Source organism: Streptomyces sp. UF-297, from assembly GCF_058245575.1.
Genome location: NZ_JBSIBZ010000032.1, coordinates 1 through 17,213, shown reverse-complemented (window position 1 = coordinate 17,213; position 17,213 = coordinate 1). Strand labels below are relative to the sequence as shown.

Genomic DNA, 17,213 nt, shown 5'->3' with positions numbered 1-17,213 from the left:
CCGGAAACGAAAAGACCCCTCGCGGGTGCGAGAGGTCTGCGCGCGGGTCTTGGGACGACGGTGTCCGCGCCGTACTCGGTTCGTACGGGCGGTCACTGCGGACCGGCGCGCCTGCTGCCAATAATCATGGCGAACGAGAGCACGGCCGCAGTCTGCCACACCCGTACGGAGGAGCACGGGGCGGTCTCACGATGCGGGCGGGGACCGGGCGATATCAGGCCGCTGCGCCCGCCCACCGCTTCAGGGCCGCGACGGCCCGCGCCCTGTCCCGCGGGGCCAGCTTCTCGATGCGCGCCACGTGGTTGGCGCCGGGGGCCAGCAGGACGTGGGTGTCCCGGCTGCCGGGGCCCGGCCGGAAGGGCTCGGCGCGTACGGGGTCCCGCTCGCCGTAGACGAGGAGCAGCTCGCTGCCGTGGCGGCGCACCCAGCGGTCGATGTCGGGCATCGCCCGCGGCTGGAAGCGCAGCGGGATCTCGCGGGGGACGTAGGTACGGGCCTGCTGGACGCCCGGGTGGCGCAGCAGCCCGTCCAGATGCGCCGCCCTGACCTCGAAGTTGCCCAGCTGGGTGCCCAGTTGGCAGAAGGAGGCGACGACCCGGCTCAGGACCTGGTCGGTCAGGACGGGGAGCTGGCCGGCGTCCTCGAAGAAGGCGTAGAGCGCGTCGGTGGAGGCGGACGGCGCGGGGATCGCGGCGCGGTCGCCCGGGTCCTTGCCCATCCAGAAGTTCAGCGGGGTGCGCAGGACGGCGAGTTCGAAGGCGCGGTCGGCGCTGCCGACGACGAAGAACGTCCGGCCGGTGCGGGCGGCCCAGCGGGTATAGCGGGCCACCATCTCCTCGCGGCGCAGCAGCGCCTCGCGCTGCGCGGACCTGAGCGCGGCCCGGCACCGCGCGGTCCCCACCCGGCCGAGGAAGGCGTCCACCGCGCTGTCGTCGCCGTCGTCGGTGTTGTTGGGGGCGCTGTAGGCGACGGTGCCCTGCACATCGCGGGGGAAGAACCGGCGGTGGTAGACCGAGGCCATGCCGCCCTTGCTGCCTCCGGTGGAGATCCAGGCGCGGGTGTACAGGGGCCGCAGGGCCCGCACCAGGCGGTGGTGGTCGCTCGCGGCCTGCCGGATGTCCAGCGCGGAGTAGTCCGTGGGGCTGGGAGTGGAGGCTTCGAAGTACCGCTGTTCCACGCTGAGTTGGTTGCCGTCCAGCAGGGCCGCGGGCTCGCTGACGAAGCCCGTGTCGGGGTTGAGGGCGTAGCCGTTGGTGTAGAGGACCGTCGGGCGGTCGGTGGAGCGGTGCAGCAGGATCAGCCGCTGCTCGAAGGTGCCGCGGGCCGGGCCCCGGTGGTCCACGGGCTGGCGGTAGGCCATCCGGAAGGCGCGGTGTCCGGCGGGGGCGGGCGCCTCGCCCAGGACGCGCAGGCCGGGGACGGCCTTGAGGCGGGTGAGGATGCCGGTGCGCTCGGCGAGGGGGTGCGCCGCCGCGGTGGGGGCCTGGCCGAGGAGCGTGGCCGGCAGCACAAGTACCGAGAGCGCCATGGTCGTTGGAGGCAGTCTCTTCGTATGCGCCATGGCGTCAGTCAACCAAGCCCGGCCCTCGGTGCGGCTCCCCCGCGCGGGGGAGCCGCCTGCCCCCGCGCGGGAAGCCGTACGCGCCTCAGCTCGCGGTGCCGACCCGCGGCGCCGCCGCGCCCGCCTCCTCCTTGGCCCCCACCCGGTGCAGGTCGATGGTGCGGGTCTCGCGCATCGTGAGGTAGACGATCAGCGAGACGGCGGCGCAGCCGGAGACGTACCAGTAGTAGCCCGACTCGATGCCGCCGTTCTTGAACCACAGGGCGACGTATTCGGCGGTGCCGCCGAACAGGGCGTTGGCGATCGCGTACGGCAGGGCGACGCCGAGCGCGCGGATGCCGGTGGGGAACAGCTCGGCCTTCACACAGGCGTTGATCGAGGTGTAGCCGGTGACGACGAGCAGCGCGAGCAGGGACAGACCCAGGGCCGGCCAGAAGCTCCCGGCGTGCTGGAGCAGCGTCAGGATCGGCACGGTCAGGAAGGTCGAGCCGATCGCGAAGGTGATCAGCAGCGGGCGGCGGCCGATGCGGTCGGAGAGCCGGCCCGCCAGCGGCTGGATGCACATGAAGACGAACAGCGCGCAGAAGCTGACCAGGGAGGCGGTCGGCTTGGACATCCCGGCGCTGTTGGAGAGGTACTTGGTCAGGTAGGTGGTGTACGTGTAGTACGCGACCGTGCCGCCCATGGTCAGGGCGATGACCAGGAACGCCTCGCGCTTGTGGGCCCACAGGGCCTTGATGGTGCCGCGGTCGGGGTCGGGGTCGGTGTGGGCGTCGTCGTCGGCCGCGTACACCTCCGTCTCCAGCATGTTGCGCCGCAGGTAGAAGACGACGGCCGCGCCCAGCGCACCGATGATGAAGGGGATGCGCCAGGCCCAGCTGTGCAGCGCGTCCTCGGACATGGTGCGCTGCAGGACGATCTGCAGGCCCAGGCCCAGCAGTTGGCCCGCGGTCATGGAGACGTACTGGAAGCTGGAGGCGAAGCCGCGGCGGCCGGGCGCGGAGGCCTCGGTGAGGTAGGTGGCGCTGGCCGCGTACTCCCCGCCGACGGAGAGGCCTTGCAGCATGCGGGCGATGAGCAGCACCGCCACACCGCCGTAGCCGGCCACCGCGTAGGTCGGGGCGACGGCGATCAGTACGGCCGAGGCGGACATCAGGGTGACGGTGAGGGTGAGGGCTGCCTTGCGGCCCTTGCGGTCGCCGACCCGGCCCAGCAGCCAGCCGCCGACCGGCCGCATGAAGAAGCCGACGGCGAAGATCCCCATGGTGTTCATGAGGTTGGCGGTGTCATTGCCCTTGGGGAAGAAGGAGTCCGCGAAGTACACCGCGAAGCTGGCGTACACGAACCAGTCGAACCACTCGACCATGTTGCCGGCCGAGCCGACCCAGATCTTCTTCCATTGCTCTCGTCCCATAGCCGATCACGGTCGCCCACGATCAGCACCGCGGCAAGAGCCGTGACCACAACGATCGCGCGTACTTACGTGCGTTGTGGTCACGGCCCGAGGCCGCCGCGGTCAGCGGCCGCGCCGCAGGAACACGTCCGGCTGCCCGTTGGTGTCCTGCTCCACGAGGTCGCTCGCGTCGGAGCCGAAGGCGACGGCCCCGGCGCCGGCCGCGAGGGCGCCGTCGATGGCCCAGGCGCCCGGCGCCGGCGCGGTCACCCGGGTGTCCCGCCCGGTGCGCAGATCGCGCAGGAACAGCGCGGTCCCGCCCGCCTCGCGCGCGGACAGCAGCACCCGGCGCCCGCCCGCGTCGATCGCCCGCACCGACGTGCCCTGCGCGCCCGCCACTTCGGCGAGCCTGCGGGTGGTGCCGGTGCGCAGGTCCTTGACGAACGCGCTGTAGTAGCGGCCGTTGCCGCCGAGGCTGCGCGCCTTGGAGGAGAAGGCGACGCGGCGGCCGTCGGCGCTGACGGTGGCTCCGGAGGCGGGCGCGTCCGCCTGGGTGCCCTCGCGGGTGACGCTGGCTCTCTCGGTCCGTGATCGCTCGGTGTGCGGCGCCGAGGGCACCGCGCCCGCGGCGCCCGCCGTGAGCCCGACGGCCAGTGCGGCCCCGATGGCCGCGCGTGTGCCACGTCCCATGTCTCCCCCCGGAAACACTCCTGCCCCCGGCCCCGCACCGAGGGCACGCAGGGATGCAACCGCACCGCCGCCAAGCGGTCAATGGGCTCTTTTCCGTACAGCCCACCCGCGCCGTCAAGCGTCCGCGGGCGCCTCGGGCAGCAGCCCTTCGTCCAGGAACTCCCTCGTGTGGGCGAGGACTTGGGCCCGGTCGACGCCGGGAAGTCCGACCACGAGGTGGGTGCCGAAGCCGTCCAGCAGGGCGCGGGTGCGGGTCGCGAAGCGGTCCGCGTCCACGGTCCGCAGCTCGCCGGTGGAGGCGCCCTCGGCCAGCAGCGCCACCAGGTCGCGGTGCCAGGCCAGCTCCAGTTCCAGCTGTCGCTCGCGGGTGTGCGCGTCCGCGTTCTGCGAGCGGTTCCACACCTCGAACCACAGCGTCCAGCGCGGGTCGCCCTGTCCGGTGGGCAGGTAGAGGCCGATCAGGTCGTCCAGCCGCTCCCGTACCGCTACGCGGCGGCTCAGCGCCGCCCGGCGCCGGGCGCCCAGCTGCTCCTCGCTCCACTGGAGGGTCTGCAGCAGCAGCTCGTCCTTCGTGCCGAAGTAGTACAGGAGGTGGCCGCTGCTCATGCCGACGGCGCGGCCCAGGCCCGCCATGGTCAGCCGGTCCAGGCCGTGCTCGGCGATGGCGGCCATGGCGGCGGCGAGCACCTCCTCGCGGGGCGGGGCGTTGCGCCTGCGCGGCGCACGGGCCTGGGCCACGCTCGCTCCTTCAGGTCAGTTCACGACGGGCTGCTGCTGGGTGATGCAGTGGATGCCACCACCCCCGGCGAAGATCGTACGGGCGTCGACCAGGGTGACGGTGCGCCCGGGGAACAGGCGACGGAAGATCCCGGCGGCGTGTTCGTCGCGCTCGTCGCCGAAGGCGCACAGCACCACGCCGCCGTTGCACACGTAGTGGTTGATGTAGGAGTAGTCCACCCACCCCTCCTCGGTCTCCAGGACGGTGGGCGCGGGAATCTCCACGACCTCCAGCGGCCGCCCCTTGGCGTCGGTCCGGGACCGCAGCAGCGCCACGTTCTCCTTGCACGGCTCGTGGTCGGGGTGGGCGGGGTCGGGCTGGGTGTGGACGAGGACGACGCCGGGGCGGGCGAAGGAGGCGACCAGGTCGATGTGCCCGAGGGTGCCGAAGCCGTCCTCGGGGTAGTCGGCGGCCAGGCCGCGCGGCAGCCAGATGGCCTTGGTCGTGCCCAGGCGGGCGTGGATCTCGGCCTCGGCCTGCTCGCGGGTCCAGCCGGGGTTGCGCTCCGGGCCGAGCTGGACGGTGTCGGTGAGCAGGACGGTGCCCTCGCCGTCGACGTGGATGCCGCCGCCCTCGTTGACCAGGAGGGAGCTGTGGGTGGCGGCGCCGGCCAGGTCCGCGACCTGCGCGCCGATCTTGGCGTCGTGGTCCCAGCGGGCCCAGTCCTGGGCACCCCAGCCGTTGAACGTCCAGTCCACGGCGGCCAGTTGGCTTCTCCCGCCCTGCGTCTCGCGGACGAAGGTGGGGCCGATGTCGCGCATCCAGGCGTCGTCCAGCTCGCGCTCGACCAACTCCACGCCGGGGCCCAGGAGTTCGCGGGCGCAGGCCGACTGCCCGGGTCCGCACACCATGGTGACGGGCTCGAAGCGGCGCACGGCGCGGGCGACGGCGGCCCACGCCTGCCGGGCCTCGTCCAGGTCCTCGGGGGTGGGGAAGGTGGTGTTGGGGCCGGGCCAGGCCATCCAGGTGCGCTCGTGCGGGGCCCACTCGGGCGGCATGTACAGGGTCATCGCGGTTCCTAGATCAGGGGGCCTTGATCGGGGGGCTCGAAACAGGGCGTTCAGAGGAAGTAGAGCCGGTTCAGCGAGACGGATTCGGCGGCCTCGGAGCGCAGGGGATCGCCGTCGAGACTCACCAGGCCGGTGTGCTGGTCCACTTCGACCGCTCCCGTACGGGAGTTCAGGAGCAGGTCGGCCGGGCCGATGCCGCGGGTGTGGCGCACGGCGACACGGCGGCGCCGGGTGGGCATCAGGTCGTGGCCCTGCTCGGCGGCGGCCCGCGCGACGAAGGCCACGGACAGCTCGGCGGGCGCCGCGCCGTGCGCCCCGAACTGCGGCCCCAGCACGAGGGGTTCACAGGTGTCGGTGGCGGCATTGGGGTCGCCGGTGACCCCGTACGCGGGAAAGCCCGACTTCAGCACGAGCTGCGGCTTGGCGCCGAAGTACTGCGGCTTCCACAGCACGATGTCGGCCAGCTTGCCCACCTCGATGGACCCGATCTCGTGCGCGAGGCCATGGGCGATGGCGGGGTTGACCGTCAGCTTGGCGACATAGCGCAGCACCCGGCCGTTGTCGTCGTGCGGCCCGTCGCCCTCGCCGGGCCCCAGCTCGGCCTTCATCTTCCCGGCCATGGCGAAGGTGCGCCGCACCGTCTCGCCCGCCCGGCCCATGCCCTGCGCGTCGGAGGAGGTGATCCCGATGGCTCCCAGGTCGTGCAGCACGTCCTCGGCGCCCATCGTCCCGGCCCGGATGCGGTCGCGCGCCATGGCGGCGTCCCCGGGCAGGTCGGTCTTCAGGTCGTGTACGGAGACGATCATCCCGTAGTGCTCGGCGACCGCGTCCCGCCCGAAGGGGAGGGTGGGGTTGGTGGAGGAGCCGATGACGTTGGGCACGCCCGCCATCTTCAGGACGTTGGGTACGTGTCCGCCGCCGCAGCCCTCGATGTGGAAGGCGTGGATGGTGCGCCCGTCCAGCACCTTGAGGGTGTCCTCCACCGACAGGCACTCGTTCAGCCCGTCGCTGTGCAGGGCCACCTGGACGTCGTACTCCTCGGCGACGCGCAGCGCGGTGTCCAGGGCGCGGGTGTGCGCGCCCATGTCCTCGTGCACCTTGAAGCCGCAGGCGCCGCCCTCGGCCAGCGCCTCGACGAGCGGGGCCGCGCCGGAGGACGAACCCCGGCCCAGGAAGCCGATGTTGACCGGCCAGGCGTCGAAGGCGGAGAAGGCGTGCCGCAGCGCCCAGGGCGAGTTGACGCCCACCCCCCACACCGGACCGAATTCCTGGCCGATGATCGTGGTGACGCCGGAGGCGAGCGAGGCCTCCATCACCCGCGGCGAGAGCAGGTGGACATGGGTGTCCACCGCGCCGGCCGTCGCGATCAGGCCCTCGCCGGACACGATGGAGGTGCCGGTGCCCACGACGACGTCCACGCCGTCCAGCGTGTCCGGGTTCCCGGCCCGTCCGATGGCGTGGATACGGCCCTCGCGGATGCCGACGGACACCTTCCTGATGCCCTGTACGGCGTCGATCACCAGCACATTGCTGATCACCACGTCGCAGGTCTCGCGCACGGCGGCGGCCTTCAGGTGCAGCCCGTCGCGGGCCGTCTTGCCGAAGCCCGCCAGGAACTCCTCGCCGGGCTCCTGCGCATCGGACTCGACGCGCACCACCAGCCCGGTGTCGCCCAGGACCACCCGGTCCCCCGCCCGCGGCCCGTGCACCGCCGCGTACTCCCGTGGGTCGATCGCCGTCATCGCCGCTCCTCACGCTCCCAGATAGCCGCAGGCGGCCGCCCGCCGCAGTGCCTGTGCCTTCGCGCCGGGCGCGTCCAGCGGCCCGTCCACCAGCCCCGCGAAGCCGATCGCGATCCGCTCGCCGCCGATCGGCACCAGTCCGACCTCGGCCTGGCCGCCGGGGTCGAAGCGCACCGAGGAGCCGGCCGGTACGCACAGCCGCATGCCGTAGGCGGCCGCGCGGTCGAAGTGCAGCCGGGGGTTGGCCTCGAAGAAGTGGAAGTGCGAGGTGACGCTGACGGGCACGGCCGCGGTGTTGCGTACGGGCAGCGTCAGCGCGGGTTCCGGCTGCGCGTGGGGCGGTCCCGGGCGTACGGCACCGGGGGCGTGATCGCCCAGCGAGCCGCCGCGGATCGGCGCGGTGACCACCGCGAGCCGTGAGCCGTCCTCGAAGACGGCCTCCACATGCACCTCGGTGACCACATCGGCCACCCCCGGCAGCACGTCCTCGGGGCCGAGCACCGTACGGCCCGCCTCGATGGCCTCGGCGAGCCGCCCGCCGTCGCGGGCCACCTCGCAGACCGTGTCCGCGATGACCGCGGTGGCCTCCGGAACGTTCAGCCTCAGCCCGCGGGCCCGGCGCGCCCGCGCCAGCTCGGCGGCGCCGAACAGCAGCAGCCGGTCGCGCTCGGTCGGAGTCAGCCGCATTCCGCCACACCTCCAGCTCGTTTAGAGCGTCACTCTAAACAACAATCCCCCATCCCGGAAGGGTTGACTTGGCCGTCGGAACCGGGCCACATTGAATGACGCTCAAAACGTCCGCCGGCACAGAAAAACCCGCGGCCGCCCGTCGTTGTCGAGGGGCGGCCGCGGGTGAATCCCTCAGCCCTGGCGGCGGGGCGGGCTCCCTAGCCCAGCGGGTGCATCCAGCCGTGCGGGTCGGCCGCCGCGCCCGTCTGGATCTCCAGCAGGGCCTTGCGCAGCTTCATGGTGACCTCGCCCGGCTGTCCGTCGCCCACCGTCCAGTCGGCGTCGGCCGACTTCACCGAGCCGACCGGCGTGATGACGGCGGCGGTGCCGCAGGCGAAGACCTCGCTCAGCGAACCGTCCTCGGTGCCGCGCTTCCAGTCCTCGACGCTGATACGGCCCTCGGCGACCTCGTACCCCAGGTCGGCGGCGATGCTCAGCAGCGAGTCACGGGTGATGCCGGGCAGCAGCGAGCCGGTCAGCTCAGGCGTCACGATCTTGTTCCCGTACACGAAGTACAGGTTCATGCCGCCCATCTCCTCGATCCAGCGGCGCTCGATCGCGTCCAGCCACACCACCTGGTCGCAGCCCTGCTCGGCGGCCTGGGCCTGGGCGACCAGGGACGCGGCGTAGTTGCCGCCGGTCTTGGCGGCACCCGTGCCGCCGCGCACGGCCCGCACGTACTCCTGCGAGAGCCACACCGACACCGGCTTGATGCCGCCGGAGAAGTACGCGCCGGCCGGCGAGGCGATCACCACGAAGAGGTACTCGTTGGCGGGCCGCACGCCCAGCCCGACCTCGGTGGCGAACATGAACGGGCGCAGGTACAGCGACTCCTCGCCGCTGGCCGGCACCCACTCCTTGTCCTGCTTGACCAGCGCGTCACAGGCCTCGATGAAGGTCTCCACCGGCAGCTCGGGCATGCTCAGGCGGCGCGCGGAGGCCTGGAAGCGGCGGGCGTTGGCGTCGGGGCGGAAGGTGGCCACCGAGCCGTCGGGCTGGCGGTAGGCCTTGAGCCCCTCGAAGATCGTCTGGGCGTAGTGCAGGGTCATGTTCGCCGGATCGATGGACAGCGGGGCGTAGGGAACCAGCTGTGCGTCGTGCCAGCCCCTGCCCTCCGTCCACTTGACCGTGACCATGTGGTCGGTGAAGTGGCGTCCGAAACCGGGGTTGGCCAGGATCTGCTCCCGCTCCGTGTCGGAGAGCGGGTGCGAGGAGGGCTTGAGCTCGATCGTGGGCGTCGTCATGAGTGCGTTTCCTTCACCGTTTGGTTGTGGCGGCCGCGCTCACGAAGGCGTGTGGAGAGATACGAGTTCCCCTCATGCGGCGGGCCCCACGTTCGATTATCGCTCTCGTGGGATCCGTCGCGGAAACGCGTGCGCGGCCTGGGATCGATGGTCGCACCCAACCGCGCGGTAGCACAGCGGCGGGTGCCCCCACCGCTGTGTACCGGTTTGTGTCCTGGTCGCGGCGGGCGTCAGCCCGCTACTCGTGCCGCCAGCGCGTCGCCGATCTCGTCCGTCGTACGGGCCCCGGAGCCGTCCCTGGCCTCCAGGTCCGCCGCCACGGCCGCCTCGATACGGGCCGCCTGCGCCTCGAAGCCGAGGTGGCGCAGCAGCAGGGCGACGGAGAGCACGGTGGCCGTCGGGTCGGCCTTGCCGGTGCCCGCGATGTCGGGGGCCGAGCCGTGCACCGGCTCGAACATGGACGGGAAGGCCCCGCTCGGGTTGATGTTCCCGGAGGCGGCCAGGCCGATGCCGCCGGTGACGGCCGCGGCGAGGTCGGTGAGGATGTCGCCGAAGAGGTTGTCGGTGACGATCACATCGAAGCGCTCGGGCTGGGTGACGAAGAAGATCGTCGCGGCGTCGACGTGCAGATAGTCGGTGGTGACCTCGGGGTACTCCTCGCCCACCTTGTCGAAGATCTTCTTCCACATGTGGCCCGCGTAGACCAGGACGTTGTTCTTGTGAACCAGCGTCAGCTTCTTGCGCGGCCGGGCCTGGGCCCGCTCGTAGGCGTCGCGCACCACGCGCTCCACGCCGTAGGCCGTGTTCACGCTGACCTCGGTGGCCACCTCGGCCGGGGTGCCGGTGCGCAGCGAGCCGCCGTTGCCCGTGTAGGGGCCTTCGGTGCCCTCGCGGACGACCACGAAGTCGATCTCGGGGCGGCCCGCGAGCGGGGTCGCGGTGTTGGGGAAGAGCTTGGAGGGGCGCAGGTTGACGTAGTGGTCGAAGGCGAAGCGCAGCTTGAGCAGCAGGCCGCGCTCCAGGACGCCGGAGGGCACGGACGGGTCGCCGATCGCGCCCAGCAGGATCGCGTCGTGGTTCTTGAGCGAGGCCAGTTCGCTGTCCGGGAGCGTCTCGCCGGTGGCGTGCCATCGCTTGGCGCCGAGGTCGTACTCGGTGGTCTCCAGCTTCACCTCCTGCGGGAGGACCGCGCTCAGGACCTTCAGGCCCTGGGCCACTACTTCCTGGCCGATTCCGTCACCGGGGATCACTGCGAGGCGCATGCTGCGAGACATGACTGGAGGCTACTCCCCGTCCCATTGATTGACACTTGACGTCCGGCATACGGACACATGGGCGGCGCGCCACCCCGCGTTCACCGCGGGTACGCCATCAAGTCGGCCCGCGGTGGGAACTTCCCTTCCATGGCAGCGACACCCCGGGGCACGGCCCCCGAATCCCCCACCCCCCGCGTCGGCATCCCCGAGCAGCTCGCCCGCCGCATGACCATGCCCGAGCAGCACGAGTACCTCCGTACGAAGCTGGGCGCGCGGCTGACCCGCCGCTCGGCCCTGCGCGTCTCGGCCGCCGCCACGGGCGCGCTCGCCGGCACCGGCCTGCTCTCCGCGGCGGCCTGCGCGGCCCCGCCCGCCGCCCCCTCCGCCTCTCCCCCCGCCCCGCACACCGCCCGCGCCACCGCCGCGGTGGACGGCGCGCTGGTCGCCCCCTTCGGCCGGCACCTCGCCTTCGGCGCCGACCCCGAGCGCCAGATGCGCGTCTCCTGGCAGGTCCCCCTCCCCGTCCGACGCCCGTATCTGCGGGTGGGACTCAAGCCCTGGGACCTGGGCGTCAAGATCCAGGCCGAGGTCCGCGCGCTGCACACCCCCGCGCTGTCCAAGAAGCTCCCGGCCGTCGACCAGTACTACCTGCACGCCGCGCTGGACGGACTGCGCCCCGGCACGACGTACTACTACGGCGTGGGGCACGACGGCTTCGACCCCGCCGACGCGCGCCACATCGGCACCCTGGGCACCTTCCGTACGGCCCCCGCCCGGCCCGAGCCCTTCACCTTCACCGCCTTCGGCGACCAGGGCGTCAGCTACGACGCGCTCGCCAACGACCAGTTGATCCTGGGCCAGGCCCCCGCCTTCCACCTGCACGCCGGGGACATCTGCTACGCGGACTCCTCGGGGCACGGCAGCGACCACGACACCTACGACGCCCGGGTGTGGGACCAGTTCCTGGCCCAGACCGAGTCGGTGGCCAAGTCCGTGCCGTGGATGGTGACCACCGGCAACCACGACATGGAGGCCTGGTACTCCCCCAACGGCTACGGCGGCCAGAGCGCCCGCTGGACCCTGCCCGGCAACGGCCCGGACGCCGCCAAGGCCCCCGGCGTCTACTCCTTCACCTACGCCAACCTCGCCGTCGTCGCCCTGGACGCCAACGACGTCTCCTACGAAATCCCCGCCAACCAGGGCTACTTGGCGGGCCGGCAGACCGCGTGGCTGGACCGCCGCCTGGGCGAGCTGCGCGCCCGCGACGGCATCGACTTCGTCGTCGTCTTCTTCCACCACTGCGCCTTCTCCACCACCACCGCGCACGCCTCCGACGGCGGCGTGCGCGACGCCTGGCTGCCGCTGTTCGACAAACACCGGGTGGATCTGGTCGTCAACGGCCACAACCACATCTACGAGCGCACCGACGCCCTCAAGGGCGGCCGCCGCAGCGCTCGGGTGCCCGTCGGCGCAAGCGTGGACCCCGCGCGCGAGGGGATCGTGTACGTCACGGCGGGCGGCGCGGGCAAGGCCCTGTACGACTTCCCCGTGCCCGACAGCCACGAGGGCCACGTCCAGGACCTGGACTCCGTGGCCACGTACCACTGGACCAAGGACGGCGAGAAGGCGAAGGAGAGCGTGGAGTGGTCCCGGGTGCGCTACACCGGCTTCTCCTTCATCGCGGTCCGGGTCCATCCCGGCCCCCGCCCCCGGATGGCCGTCACCGCCCTCGCCGAATCGGGCCGGCGCATCGACCACTTCACCGTCGAGCGCCGCGGCTCCCGCTAGCGCGCGGAGTAGGCCCCGTCCACCAGGTGGCAGCTGCCGTTGATGTACGAGGCGCGGTCCGAGAGCAGGAACGCGGTCAGTTCGGCGACCTCCTCGGCGGTGCCCAGCCGGCCCGCCGGGGAGAGCGAGGCGAGGAAGTGCCGGGCGGCCGGGTCGGCCTCGCGCAGCAGCGGGGTGTCGATGAAGCCGGGGCCCACGGCGTTGGTACGGATGCCCCGCGCGGCGTATTCGAGGGCCGCGGTCTTGGTGAGCCCGATGACGCCGTGCTTGGCGGCGACATAGGCCGGGGTGTTGTTGAAGCCGTTGCTTCCCAGGATGGAGGCCATGTTGACGATGGCGCCGCCGCCCGCCGCGGCCATCACGGGCAGTTCGTAGCGCAGCGAGTGGAAGACGCCGCCGAGGTTGATGTCGATGACGCGCTTGAAGTCCTCGGGCGCGTACTCGCCGGTCGGCGCGTTGGGCCCGCCGATGCCCGCGTTGTTGACGGCCAGCGTCAGCCCGCCGAGCACCTCGACGGTGCGGCGCACCGCGGCCTCGACGGAGGCGGGATCGGCCACGTCCACGGCGAGGGCGACGGCGCGCGCGCCCTCGCCCGACAGCTCGGCGGCGGCCTTGCGCGCGCTCTCCCCGTCGCGGTCGGCCAGCACCACGGCGGCGCCGGCCCGCGCCAGCCGCCGGGCGACGGCCAGCCCGATCCCGGAGGCCCCTCCGGTGATCAGCGCGCTGTGTCCGGCGAATTCCCCGGCCACCGGGTCACCGGCTGGGCGGTCGGTCGACGATGGCGCCACAGTCATGTACGGACCGTACACCGGCCGTGACCCTGTGGGACGTCATGTCCTACCGGGACACGGCCGGGTGGGTGTCCGTACCGGGACCGGGGCGCTCAGTGTCCGGTGGAGCCGCCGTTGTCGCGGCGGTCCAGCGCCCGCTGCAGCGCGGCGGCGGCCGCCTTGCGGTCGGCCTCATTGGTCGTACGGGCGGAGTGACGGGTCCTGCGGACAGCGGTCGTGGCCATGATTCACGTCTCCCATGCGAAAAGCCCCGAGAGGGTTCAAGGAATGTGCCTTCTCAGATACGCGCCGGAAGGGGCGGGGGCCACGGCGCGGCAGGGGTCACCTGCACCGGCGCACCGGGCCGCATCCGCCTTCGCTCGATGGAGCGGGACGTTCGGCTTCTACAAACGTAAGCCAGCCGGGCCGTGATGTCTGCACAATTACTTTGGCTTCCTACTATCTGAGACGGATGCGGCCCGGCCCCCCTAAGGGAAGCCGGGCCGCATCCGTGGTGCCCCGGGGCGTCAGCCCATGTGCGGGTAGCGGTAGTCCGTCGGCGGGACCAGGGTCTCCTTGATGGAGCGGGTGGAGGTCCAGCGCATCAGGTTCTGCTTGGCGCCCGCCTTGTCGTTGGTGCCCGAGGCGCGGCCGCCGCCGAAGGGCTGCTGGCCGACGACGGCACCGGTGGGCTTGTCGTTGATGTAGAAGTTGCCGGCCGCGAAGCGCAGCACCTCACAGGTACGGGCCGCCTCGGCGCGGTCCTGGGCGATGACGCAGCCGGTCAGGCCGTAGGCCGAGGCCGACTCCATCTGCTCCAGCATCGCGTCGTACTCGGCGTCCTCGTAGACGTAGACGCCCAGGATCGGGCCGAAGTACTCGTCCTTGAAGATCTCGTTCTCCGGGTCGGTGGAGACGAGAACGGTCGGGCGTACGAAGTAGCCCTGGCTGTCGTCGTACGTGCCGCCGGCCACGACCTCGACGGTCGGGTCGTTCTTGGCGCGGTCGATGGCGGCCTTGTTCTTGGCGAAGGAGCGCTCGTCGATGACGGCCGACATGAAGTTCGACAGGTCGGACACGTCGCCCTGGGTGAGGCCGTCGACCTCGGCGGCGAACTCTTCCTTGAAGCCGGAGTTCCAGATGGAGGCCGGGACGTACGCGCGCGAGGCCGCGGAGCACTTCTGGCCCTGGAACTCGAAGGCGCCACGGGTCATGGCGGTCTTGACCACCGCGCGGTCGGCACTCGGGTGGGCGACGATGAAGTCCTTGCCGCCGGTCTCGCCGACCAGACGCGGGTAGGTCTTGTACTTCTCGATGTTGTTGCCGACCGTCTTCCACAGGTACTGGAAGGTCTTGGTCGAGCCGGTGAAGTGGATGCCGGCCAGGTCGGGGTGGTTCAGGGCCACCTCGGAGACGTCCTTGCCGTCGCCCGTGACGAGGTTGATGACGCCCTTGGGGAGCCCGGCCTCCTCCAGGAGCTGCATGAGCAGCACCGCGGAGTGGGTCTGGGTCGGGGACGGCTTCCAGACGACCACGTTGCCCATCAGGGCCGGGGCGGTCGGCAGGTTGCCGGCGATCGCGGTGAAGTTGAAGGGCGTGATCGCGTAGACGAAGCCCTCGAGAGGACGGTGGTCCGAGCGGTTCCAGACGCCGGGGGCGTTGGCCGGGGGCTGCTCGGCGAGGATCTGGCGCGCGAAGTGCACGTTGAAGCGCCAGAAGTCCACCAGCTCGCAGGGGGTGTCGATCTCGGCCTGCTGCGCGGTCTTGGACTGGCCCAGCATCGTGGAGGCGGCCATCGTCTCGCGCCAGGGGCCTGCCAGCAGGTCGGCGGCCTTCAGGATGATCGCGGCGCGGTCGTCGAAGGACAGCGCGCGCCAGGCCGGGGCGGCGGCCAGGGCGGCGTCCACCGCGTCCTGGGCGTCCTGGACGGTGGCGTTGGCGTACGTGCCGAGCTTGGCGGAGTGGTTGTGCGGCTGGACGACGTCGAAGCGCTCGCCGCCGCCCATCCGCCGCTCGCCGCCGATGGTCATCGGCAGCTCGATGGGGTTGCCGGCCAGCTCCTTGAGCTTGGCCTCCAGGCGGGCGCGCTCCGGGGAGCCGGGGGCGTAGGTGTGGACCGGCTCGTTAACCGGCACCGGGACCTGGGTCACAGCGTCCATGGCCGTGTCTCCTTCGATCGGGGGGTGTCAGGGGACATTAAGTTGTGGGCGCCCGGAGGGCCGGAACCTTCAGGTCCGGCCCCGGCCGGCGCTCAGAGCCGGTGTCTCAGCTCTTGGTGAGCACGGAGCGGGCGAAGAACAGCAGGTTCGCGGGCTTCTCGGCCAGCCGGCGCATGAAGTAGCCGTACCAGTCGGTGCCGTACGCCGTGTAGACGCGCATCCGGTGTCCTTCGGCCGCCAGCCGGACGTGCTCCTCGCTGCGGATGCCGTACAGCATCTGGAACTCGTACTCGTCCAGCTTGCGCCCCGCCTGCCGGCCCAGTTCCTGCGCGATGGCGATCAGGCGCGGGTCGTGGGAGCCGATCATCGGGTAGCCCTCGCCCGCCATCAGAATCCTGACGATGCGGACGAACGCCTTGTCGATGGCCGCCTTGTCCTGGTAGGCGACGGTGGCGGGCTCCTTGTAGGCACCCTTCACGATACGCACCCGGCTGCCGGCCGCGGCCAGGCGGCGGGCGTCGTCCTCGGTGCGGAAGAGGTAGGCCTGGATGACGCAGCCGGTCTGCGGGAAGTCCTTCCGCAGCTCCTCGTGGATGGCGAACATCGAGTCGAGGGTGGTGTGGTCCTCGGCGTCCAGGGTGACCGTGGTGCCGATCGCGGCGGCGGCCTCGACGACCGGGCGGACGTTGGCCAGCGCCAGCTCGTGGCCGTCTTGGAGGGACTGGCCGAACATGGAGAGCTTGACCGACATCTCGGCCTTCTCGCCCAGGCCCAGCTCCTTCAGACGCCCGATCAGCTCCAGGTAGGCGTCGCGCGCGGCGTGCGACTGCTCGACCGTGGTGATGTCCTCGCCGACCACGTCCAGGGTGACTTCGAGGCCCTTGGCCGCGGCGTCCTGGACGATCGGGACGACCTGGTCGACGGTCTCACCGGCGATGAAGCGGTCGACGACCTGTTTGGTGCCCGGGGCCGCCGAAACGAAACGGCGCATCTTGTCGCTGCGGGACGCGGTGAGGATCACGGGAGCCAGCACGGGCACCTCCAATGAAACAGCAGAAAGGTACCGGCCGGGGAACGCGAAACAACGGCCCGGGCGCGGCACGGAGAACCACCGTGAAACCTAGAGATCTCCAGGGATCTGGACCATCGACAGCTGTCACGCCTTCGTGCCCTGCATCTCAGACACATGTATGAGAATGGTCGGCGGGACACCAGTGGGATGCGACCGGAAAGGAGCCACGCGGCGGATGCGGGGCGATTACCAACAGCTCGTTGACGAGGTCTCGGAGGCGCTCGGGGCCCCGGCGACCCTGGAGGACCGGGACTTCGCGCTGATCGCCTTCGGCGCGCACGACGGCGAGGACGATCTGGCCATGGATCCGGTCCGTACCCGATCGATCCTCCAGCGGCGCTCGACCGCGGCGGTGCGCGCGTGGTTCGAGGGCTTCGGCATCGCCCGCGCGAAAACGGCCCTGCGCATCCCCCCGGACCCGGCGGCCGGCGTCTTCAGGGGGCGGATCTGTCTGCCCGTACGCCACCGGGGCACCGTGCACGGCTATGTCTGGCTGCTGGACGACGGGCATCTGACCGACCTGGCGCTGGGCGGGGCGGGCACCGAGCCCGACGCCCGGATCGCACAGGCGATGGAGACCGCCGACCGCATCGGCGCGCTGCTGGCGGCCGAGGCCCGCTCCGGCGCCGAACTGGGCGATCTGCTGCGCGAGCTGCTGACCTGCCGCCCGGCCGCCCGCCCGGCCGCGGCCGACGCCCTGGGCGCGGCGCTGCGCACGGCGGACGGCACCCCGCTGGCCATGGTCGCCGTCGCCCCCTGGGACACCTCCGACACCGACGCCGCTCCCCTGCCGGGTCTGCCGGGCCTGCTCGCCGCCTGCTCCCTGCCGGCCGGTCGGCCGCAGCCCGCCGACGACTGCGCCGGTGACGCCCCCGAGGGGCAGGTGCTGGCGGCCCTGGTCCGGCTGCGTACGGCGGCGCTCACCGACCAGGCGCGCACGGCGGGCGAGCAGTTGCTGCGCTCCCCGCGGGCCGGGGCGGGCGCGGCCGCGGCCCGGCGCACCGGCGCGGCCCCCCTGCTC

General features: G+C 71.9%; 14 protein-coding genes and 1 pseudogene. 2 read left to right on the top strand and 13 right to left on the bottom strand.

Features of this window, described 5'->3' with window-relative positions; all coding sequences use genetic code 11:
* Nucleotides 1–214: 214 nt before the first annotated feature.
* The 9 genes from AC4IJH_RS19705 to AC4IJH_RS19665 all read right to left on the bottom strand — a co-directional run bounded on the left by AC4IJH_RS19705 (nucleotide 215) and on the right by AC4IJH_RS19665 (nucleotide 10,421).
* Entirely contained in the window at nucleotides 215–1,528 is a 1,314-nt protein-coding gene (locus tag AC4IJH_RS19705; protein WP_490853085.1) for a S28 family serine protease, read from the bottom strand.
* A gap of 118 nt (nucleotides 1,529–1,646) precedes the next feature.
* Nucleotides 1,647–2,975 (bottom strand): MFS transporter, encoded by a 1,329-nt coding sequence (locus tag AC4IJH_RS19700; protein WP_490853084.1) that lies wholly within the window; start codon nucleotides 2,973–2,975, stop codon nucleotides 1,647–1,649.
* Nucleotides 2,976–3,077: 102 nt separating this feature from the next.
* Nucleotides 3,078–3,644 carry a TolB family protein gene (locus AC4IJH_RS19695; protein WP_490853083.1) on the bottom strand — a complete coding sequence of 189 codons (567 nt, stop codon included), beginning with the start codon at nucleotides 3,642–3,644 and terminating at the stop codon, nucleotides 3,078–3,080.
* 114 nt (nucleotides 3,645–3,758) lie between these two features.
* A complete protein-coding gene (locus AC4IJH_RS19690; protein ID WP_490853138.1) occupies nucleotides 3,759–4,316 on the bottom strand; it encodes a TetR/AcrR family transcriptional regulator in 558 nt (185 codons plus the stop codon).
* An 81-nt stretch (nucleotides 4,317–4,397) separates the two neighbouring features.
* Nucleotides 4,398–5,432 (bottom strand): agmatine deiminase family protein, encoded by a 1,035-nt coding sequence (locus AC4IJH_RS19685; protein ID WP_490853082.1) that lies wholly within the window; start codon nucleotides 5,430–5,432, stop codon nucleotides 4,398–4,400.
* Between the two features lie 50 nt (nucleotides 5,433–5,482).
* Nucleotides 5,483–7,174, bottom strand: a complete 1,692-nt coding sequence (locus AC4IJH_RS19680) for an urease subunit alpha (protein WP_490853081.1) — start codon at nucleotides 7,172–7,174, stop codon at nucleotides 5,483–5,485.
* 9 nt (nucleotides 7,175–7,183) lie between these two features.
* The gene (gene ureA / locus AC4IJH_RS19675) at nucleotides 7,184–7,861 is read right to left on the bottom strand and encodes an urease subunit gamma (RefSeq protein WP_490853080.1); all 678 of its coding nucleotides are present in this window, start codon (nucleotides 7,859–7,861) and stop codon (nucleotides 7,184–7,186) included.
* A gap of 200 nt (nucleotides 7,862–8,061) precedes the next feature.
* Nucleotides 8,062–9,147, bottom strand: a complete 1,086-nt coding sequence (locus tag AC4IJH_RS19670) for a branched-chain amino acid aminotransferase (RefSeq protein WP_490853079.1) — start codon at nucleotides 9,145–9,147, stop codon at nucleotides 8,062–8,064.
* Between the two features lie 230 nt (nucleotides 9,148–9,377).
* Nucleotides 9,378–10,421, bottom strand: coding sequence for a 3-isopropylmalate dehydrogenase (locus AC4IJH_RS19665; RefSeq protein WP_490853078.1), 1,044 nt, complete (start codon nucleotides 10,419–10,421; stop codon nucleotides 9,378–9,380).
* Between the two features lie 129 nt (nucleotides 10,422–10,550).
* On the opposite strand from AC4IJH_RS19665, the gene AC4IJH_RS19660 reads away from it, so the two are divergent.
* On the top strand, nucleotides 10,551–12,191 hold the full coding sequence (locus AC4IJH_RS19660) for a purple acid phosphatase family protein (protein ID WP_490853077.1): 1,641 nt from the start codon (nucleotides 10,551–10,553) through the stop codon (nucleotides 12,189–12,191).
* Here the strand turns inward: AC4IJH_RS19660 and AC4IJH_RS19655 are convergent.
* The 4 genes from AC4IJH_RS19655 to AC4IJH_RS19640 all read right to left on the bottom strand — a co-directional run bounded on the left by AC4IJH_RS19655 (nucleotide 12,188) and on the right by AC4IJH_RS19640 (nucleotide 16,153).
* A complete protein-coding gene (locus AC4IJH_RS19655; protein WP_490853076.1) occupies nucleotides 12,188–12,985 on the bottom strand; it encodes an SDR family NAD(P)-dependent oxidoreductase in 798 nt (265 codons plus the stop codon). The genes AC4IJH_RS19660 and AC4IJH_RS19655 overlap by 4 nt on opposite strands.
* 89 nt (nucleotides 12,986–13,074) lie before the next feature.
* Entirely contained in the window at nucleotides 13,075–13,206 is a 132-nt protein-coding gene (locus AC4IJH_RS19650) for a hypothetical protein (protein ID WP_490853075.1), read from the bottom strand.
* Between the two features lie 282 nt (nucleotides 13,207–13,488).
* Nucleotides 13,489–15,120 (bottom strand): L-glutamate gamma-semialdehyde dehydrogenase, encoded by a 1,632-nt coding sequence (gene pruA, locus AC4IJH_RS19645; RefSeq protein WP_490853074.1) that lies wholly within the window; start codon nucleotides 15,118–15,120, stop codon nucleotides 13,489–13,491.
* A gap of 106 nt (nucleotides 15,121–15,226) precedes the next feature.
* A complete protein-coding gene (locus AC4IJH_RS19640) occupies nucleotides 15,227–16,153 on the bottom strand; it encodes a proline dehydrogenase family protein (protein WP_490853073.1) in 927 nt (308 codons plus the stop codon).
* A gap of 214 nt (nucleotides 16,154–16,367) precedes the next feature.
* Here AC4IJH_RS19640 and AC4IJH_RS19635 point away from each other — a divergent pair.
* Nucleotides 16,368–17,213 (top strand): annotated as a pseudogene (locus tag AC4IJH_RS19635) (PucR family transcriptional regulator); the annotation flags it as partial.

What these genes read in the sequence shown, in the direction of transcription:
- AC4IJH_RS19705 (WP_490853085.1), bottom strand. Translation starts at nt 1,528, where the DNA reads ATGGCGCTCTCGGTACTTGTGCTGCCGGCCACGCTCCTCGGCCAGGCC.
- AC4IJH_RS19700 (WP_490853084.1), bottom strand. Translation starts at nt 2,975, where the DNA reads ATGGGACGAGAGCAATGGAAGAAGATCTGGGTCGGCTCGGCCGGCAAC.
- AC4IJH_RS19695 (WP_490853083.1), bottom strand. Translation starts at nt 3,644, where the DNA reads ATGGGACGTGGCACACGCGCGGCCATCGGGGCCGCACTGGCCGTCGGG.
- AC4IJH_RS19690 (WP_490853138.1), bottom strand. Translation starts at nt 4,316, where the DNA reads ATGGCCGCCATCGCCGAGCACGGCCTGGACCGGCTGACCATGGCGGGC.
- AC4IJH_RS19685 (WP_490853082.1), bottom strand. Translation starts at nt 5,432, where the DNA reads ATGACCCTGTACATGCCGCCCGAGTGGGCCCCGCACGAGCGCACCTGG.
- AC4IJH_RS19680 (WP_490853081.1), bottom strand. Translation starts at nt 7,174, where the DNA reads ATGACGGCGATCGACCCACGGGAGTACGCGGCGGTGCACGGGCCGCGG.
- ureA (WP_490853080.1), bottom strand. Translation starts at nt 7,861, where the DNA reads ATGCGGCTGACTCCGACCGAGCGCGACCGGCTGCTGCTGTTCGGCGCC.
- AC4IJH_RS19670 (WP_490853079.1), bottom strand. Translation starts at nt 9,147, where the DNA reads ATGACGACGCCCACGATCGAGCTCAAGCCCTCCTCGCACCCGCTCTCC.
- AC4IJH_RS19665 (WP_490853078.1), bottom strand. Translation starts at nt 10,421, where the DNA reads ATGTCTCGCAGCATGCGCCTCGCAGTGATCCCCGGTGACGGAATCGGC.
- AC4IJH_RS19660 (WP_490853077.1), top strand. Translation starts at nt 10,551, where the DNA reads ATGGCAGCGACACCCCGGGGCACGGCCCCCGAATCCCCCACCCCCCGC.
- AC4IJH_RS19655 (WP_490853076.1), bottom strand. Translation starts at nt 12,985, where the DNA reads ATGACTGTGGCGCCATCGTCGACCGACCGCCCAGCCGGTGACCCGGTG.
- AC4IJH_RS19650 (WP_490853075.1), bottom strand. Translation starts at nt 13,206, where the DNA reads ATGGCCACGACCGCTGTCCGCAGGACCCGTCACTCCGCCCGTACGACC.
- pruA (WP_490853074.1), bottom strand. Translation starts at nt 15,120, where the DNA reads ATGGACGCTGTGACCCAGGTCCCGGTGCCGGTTAACGAGCCGGTCCAC.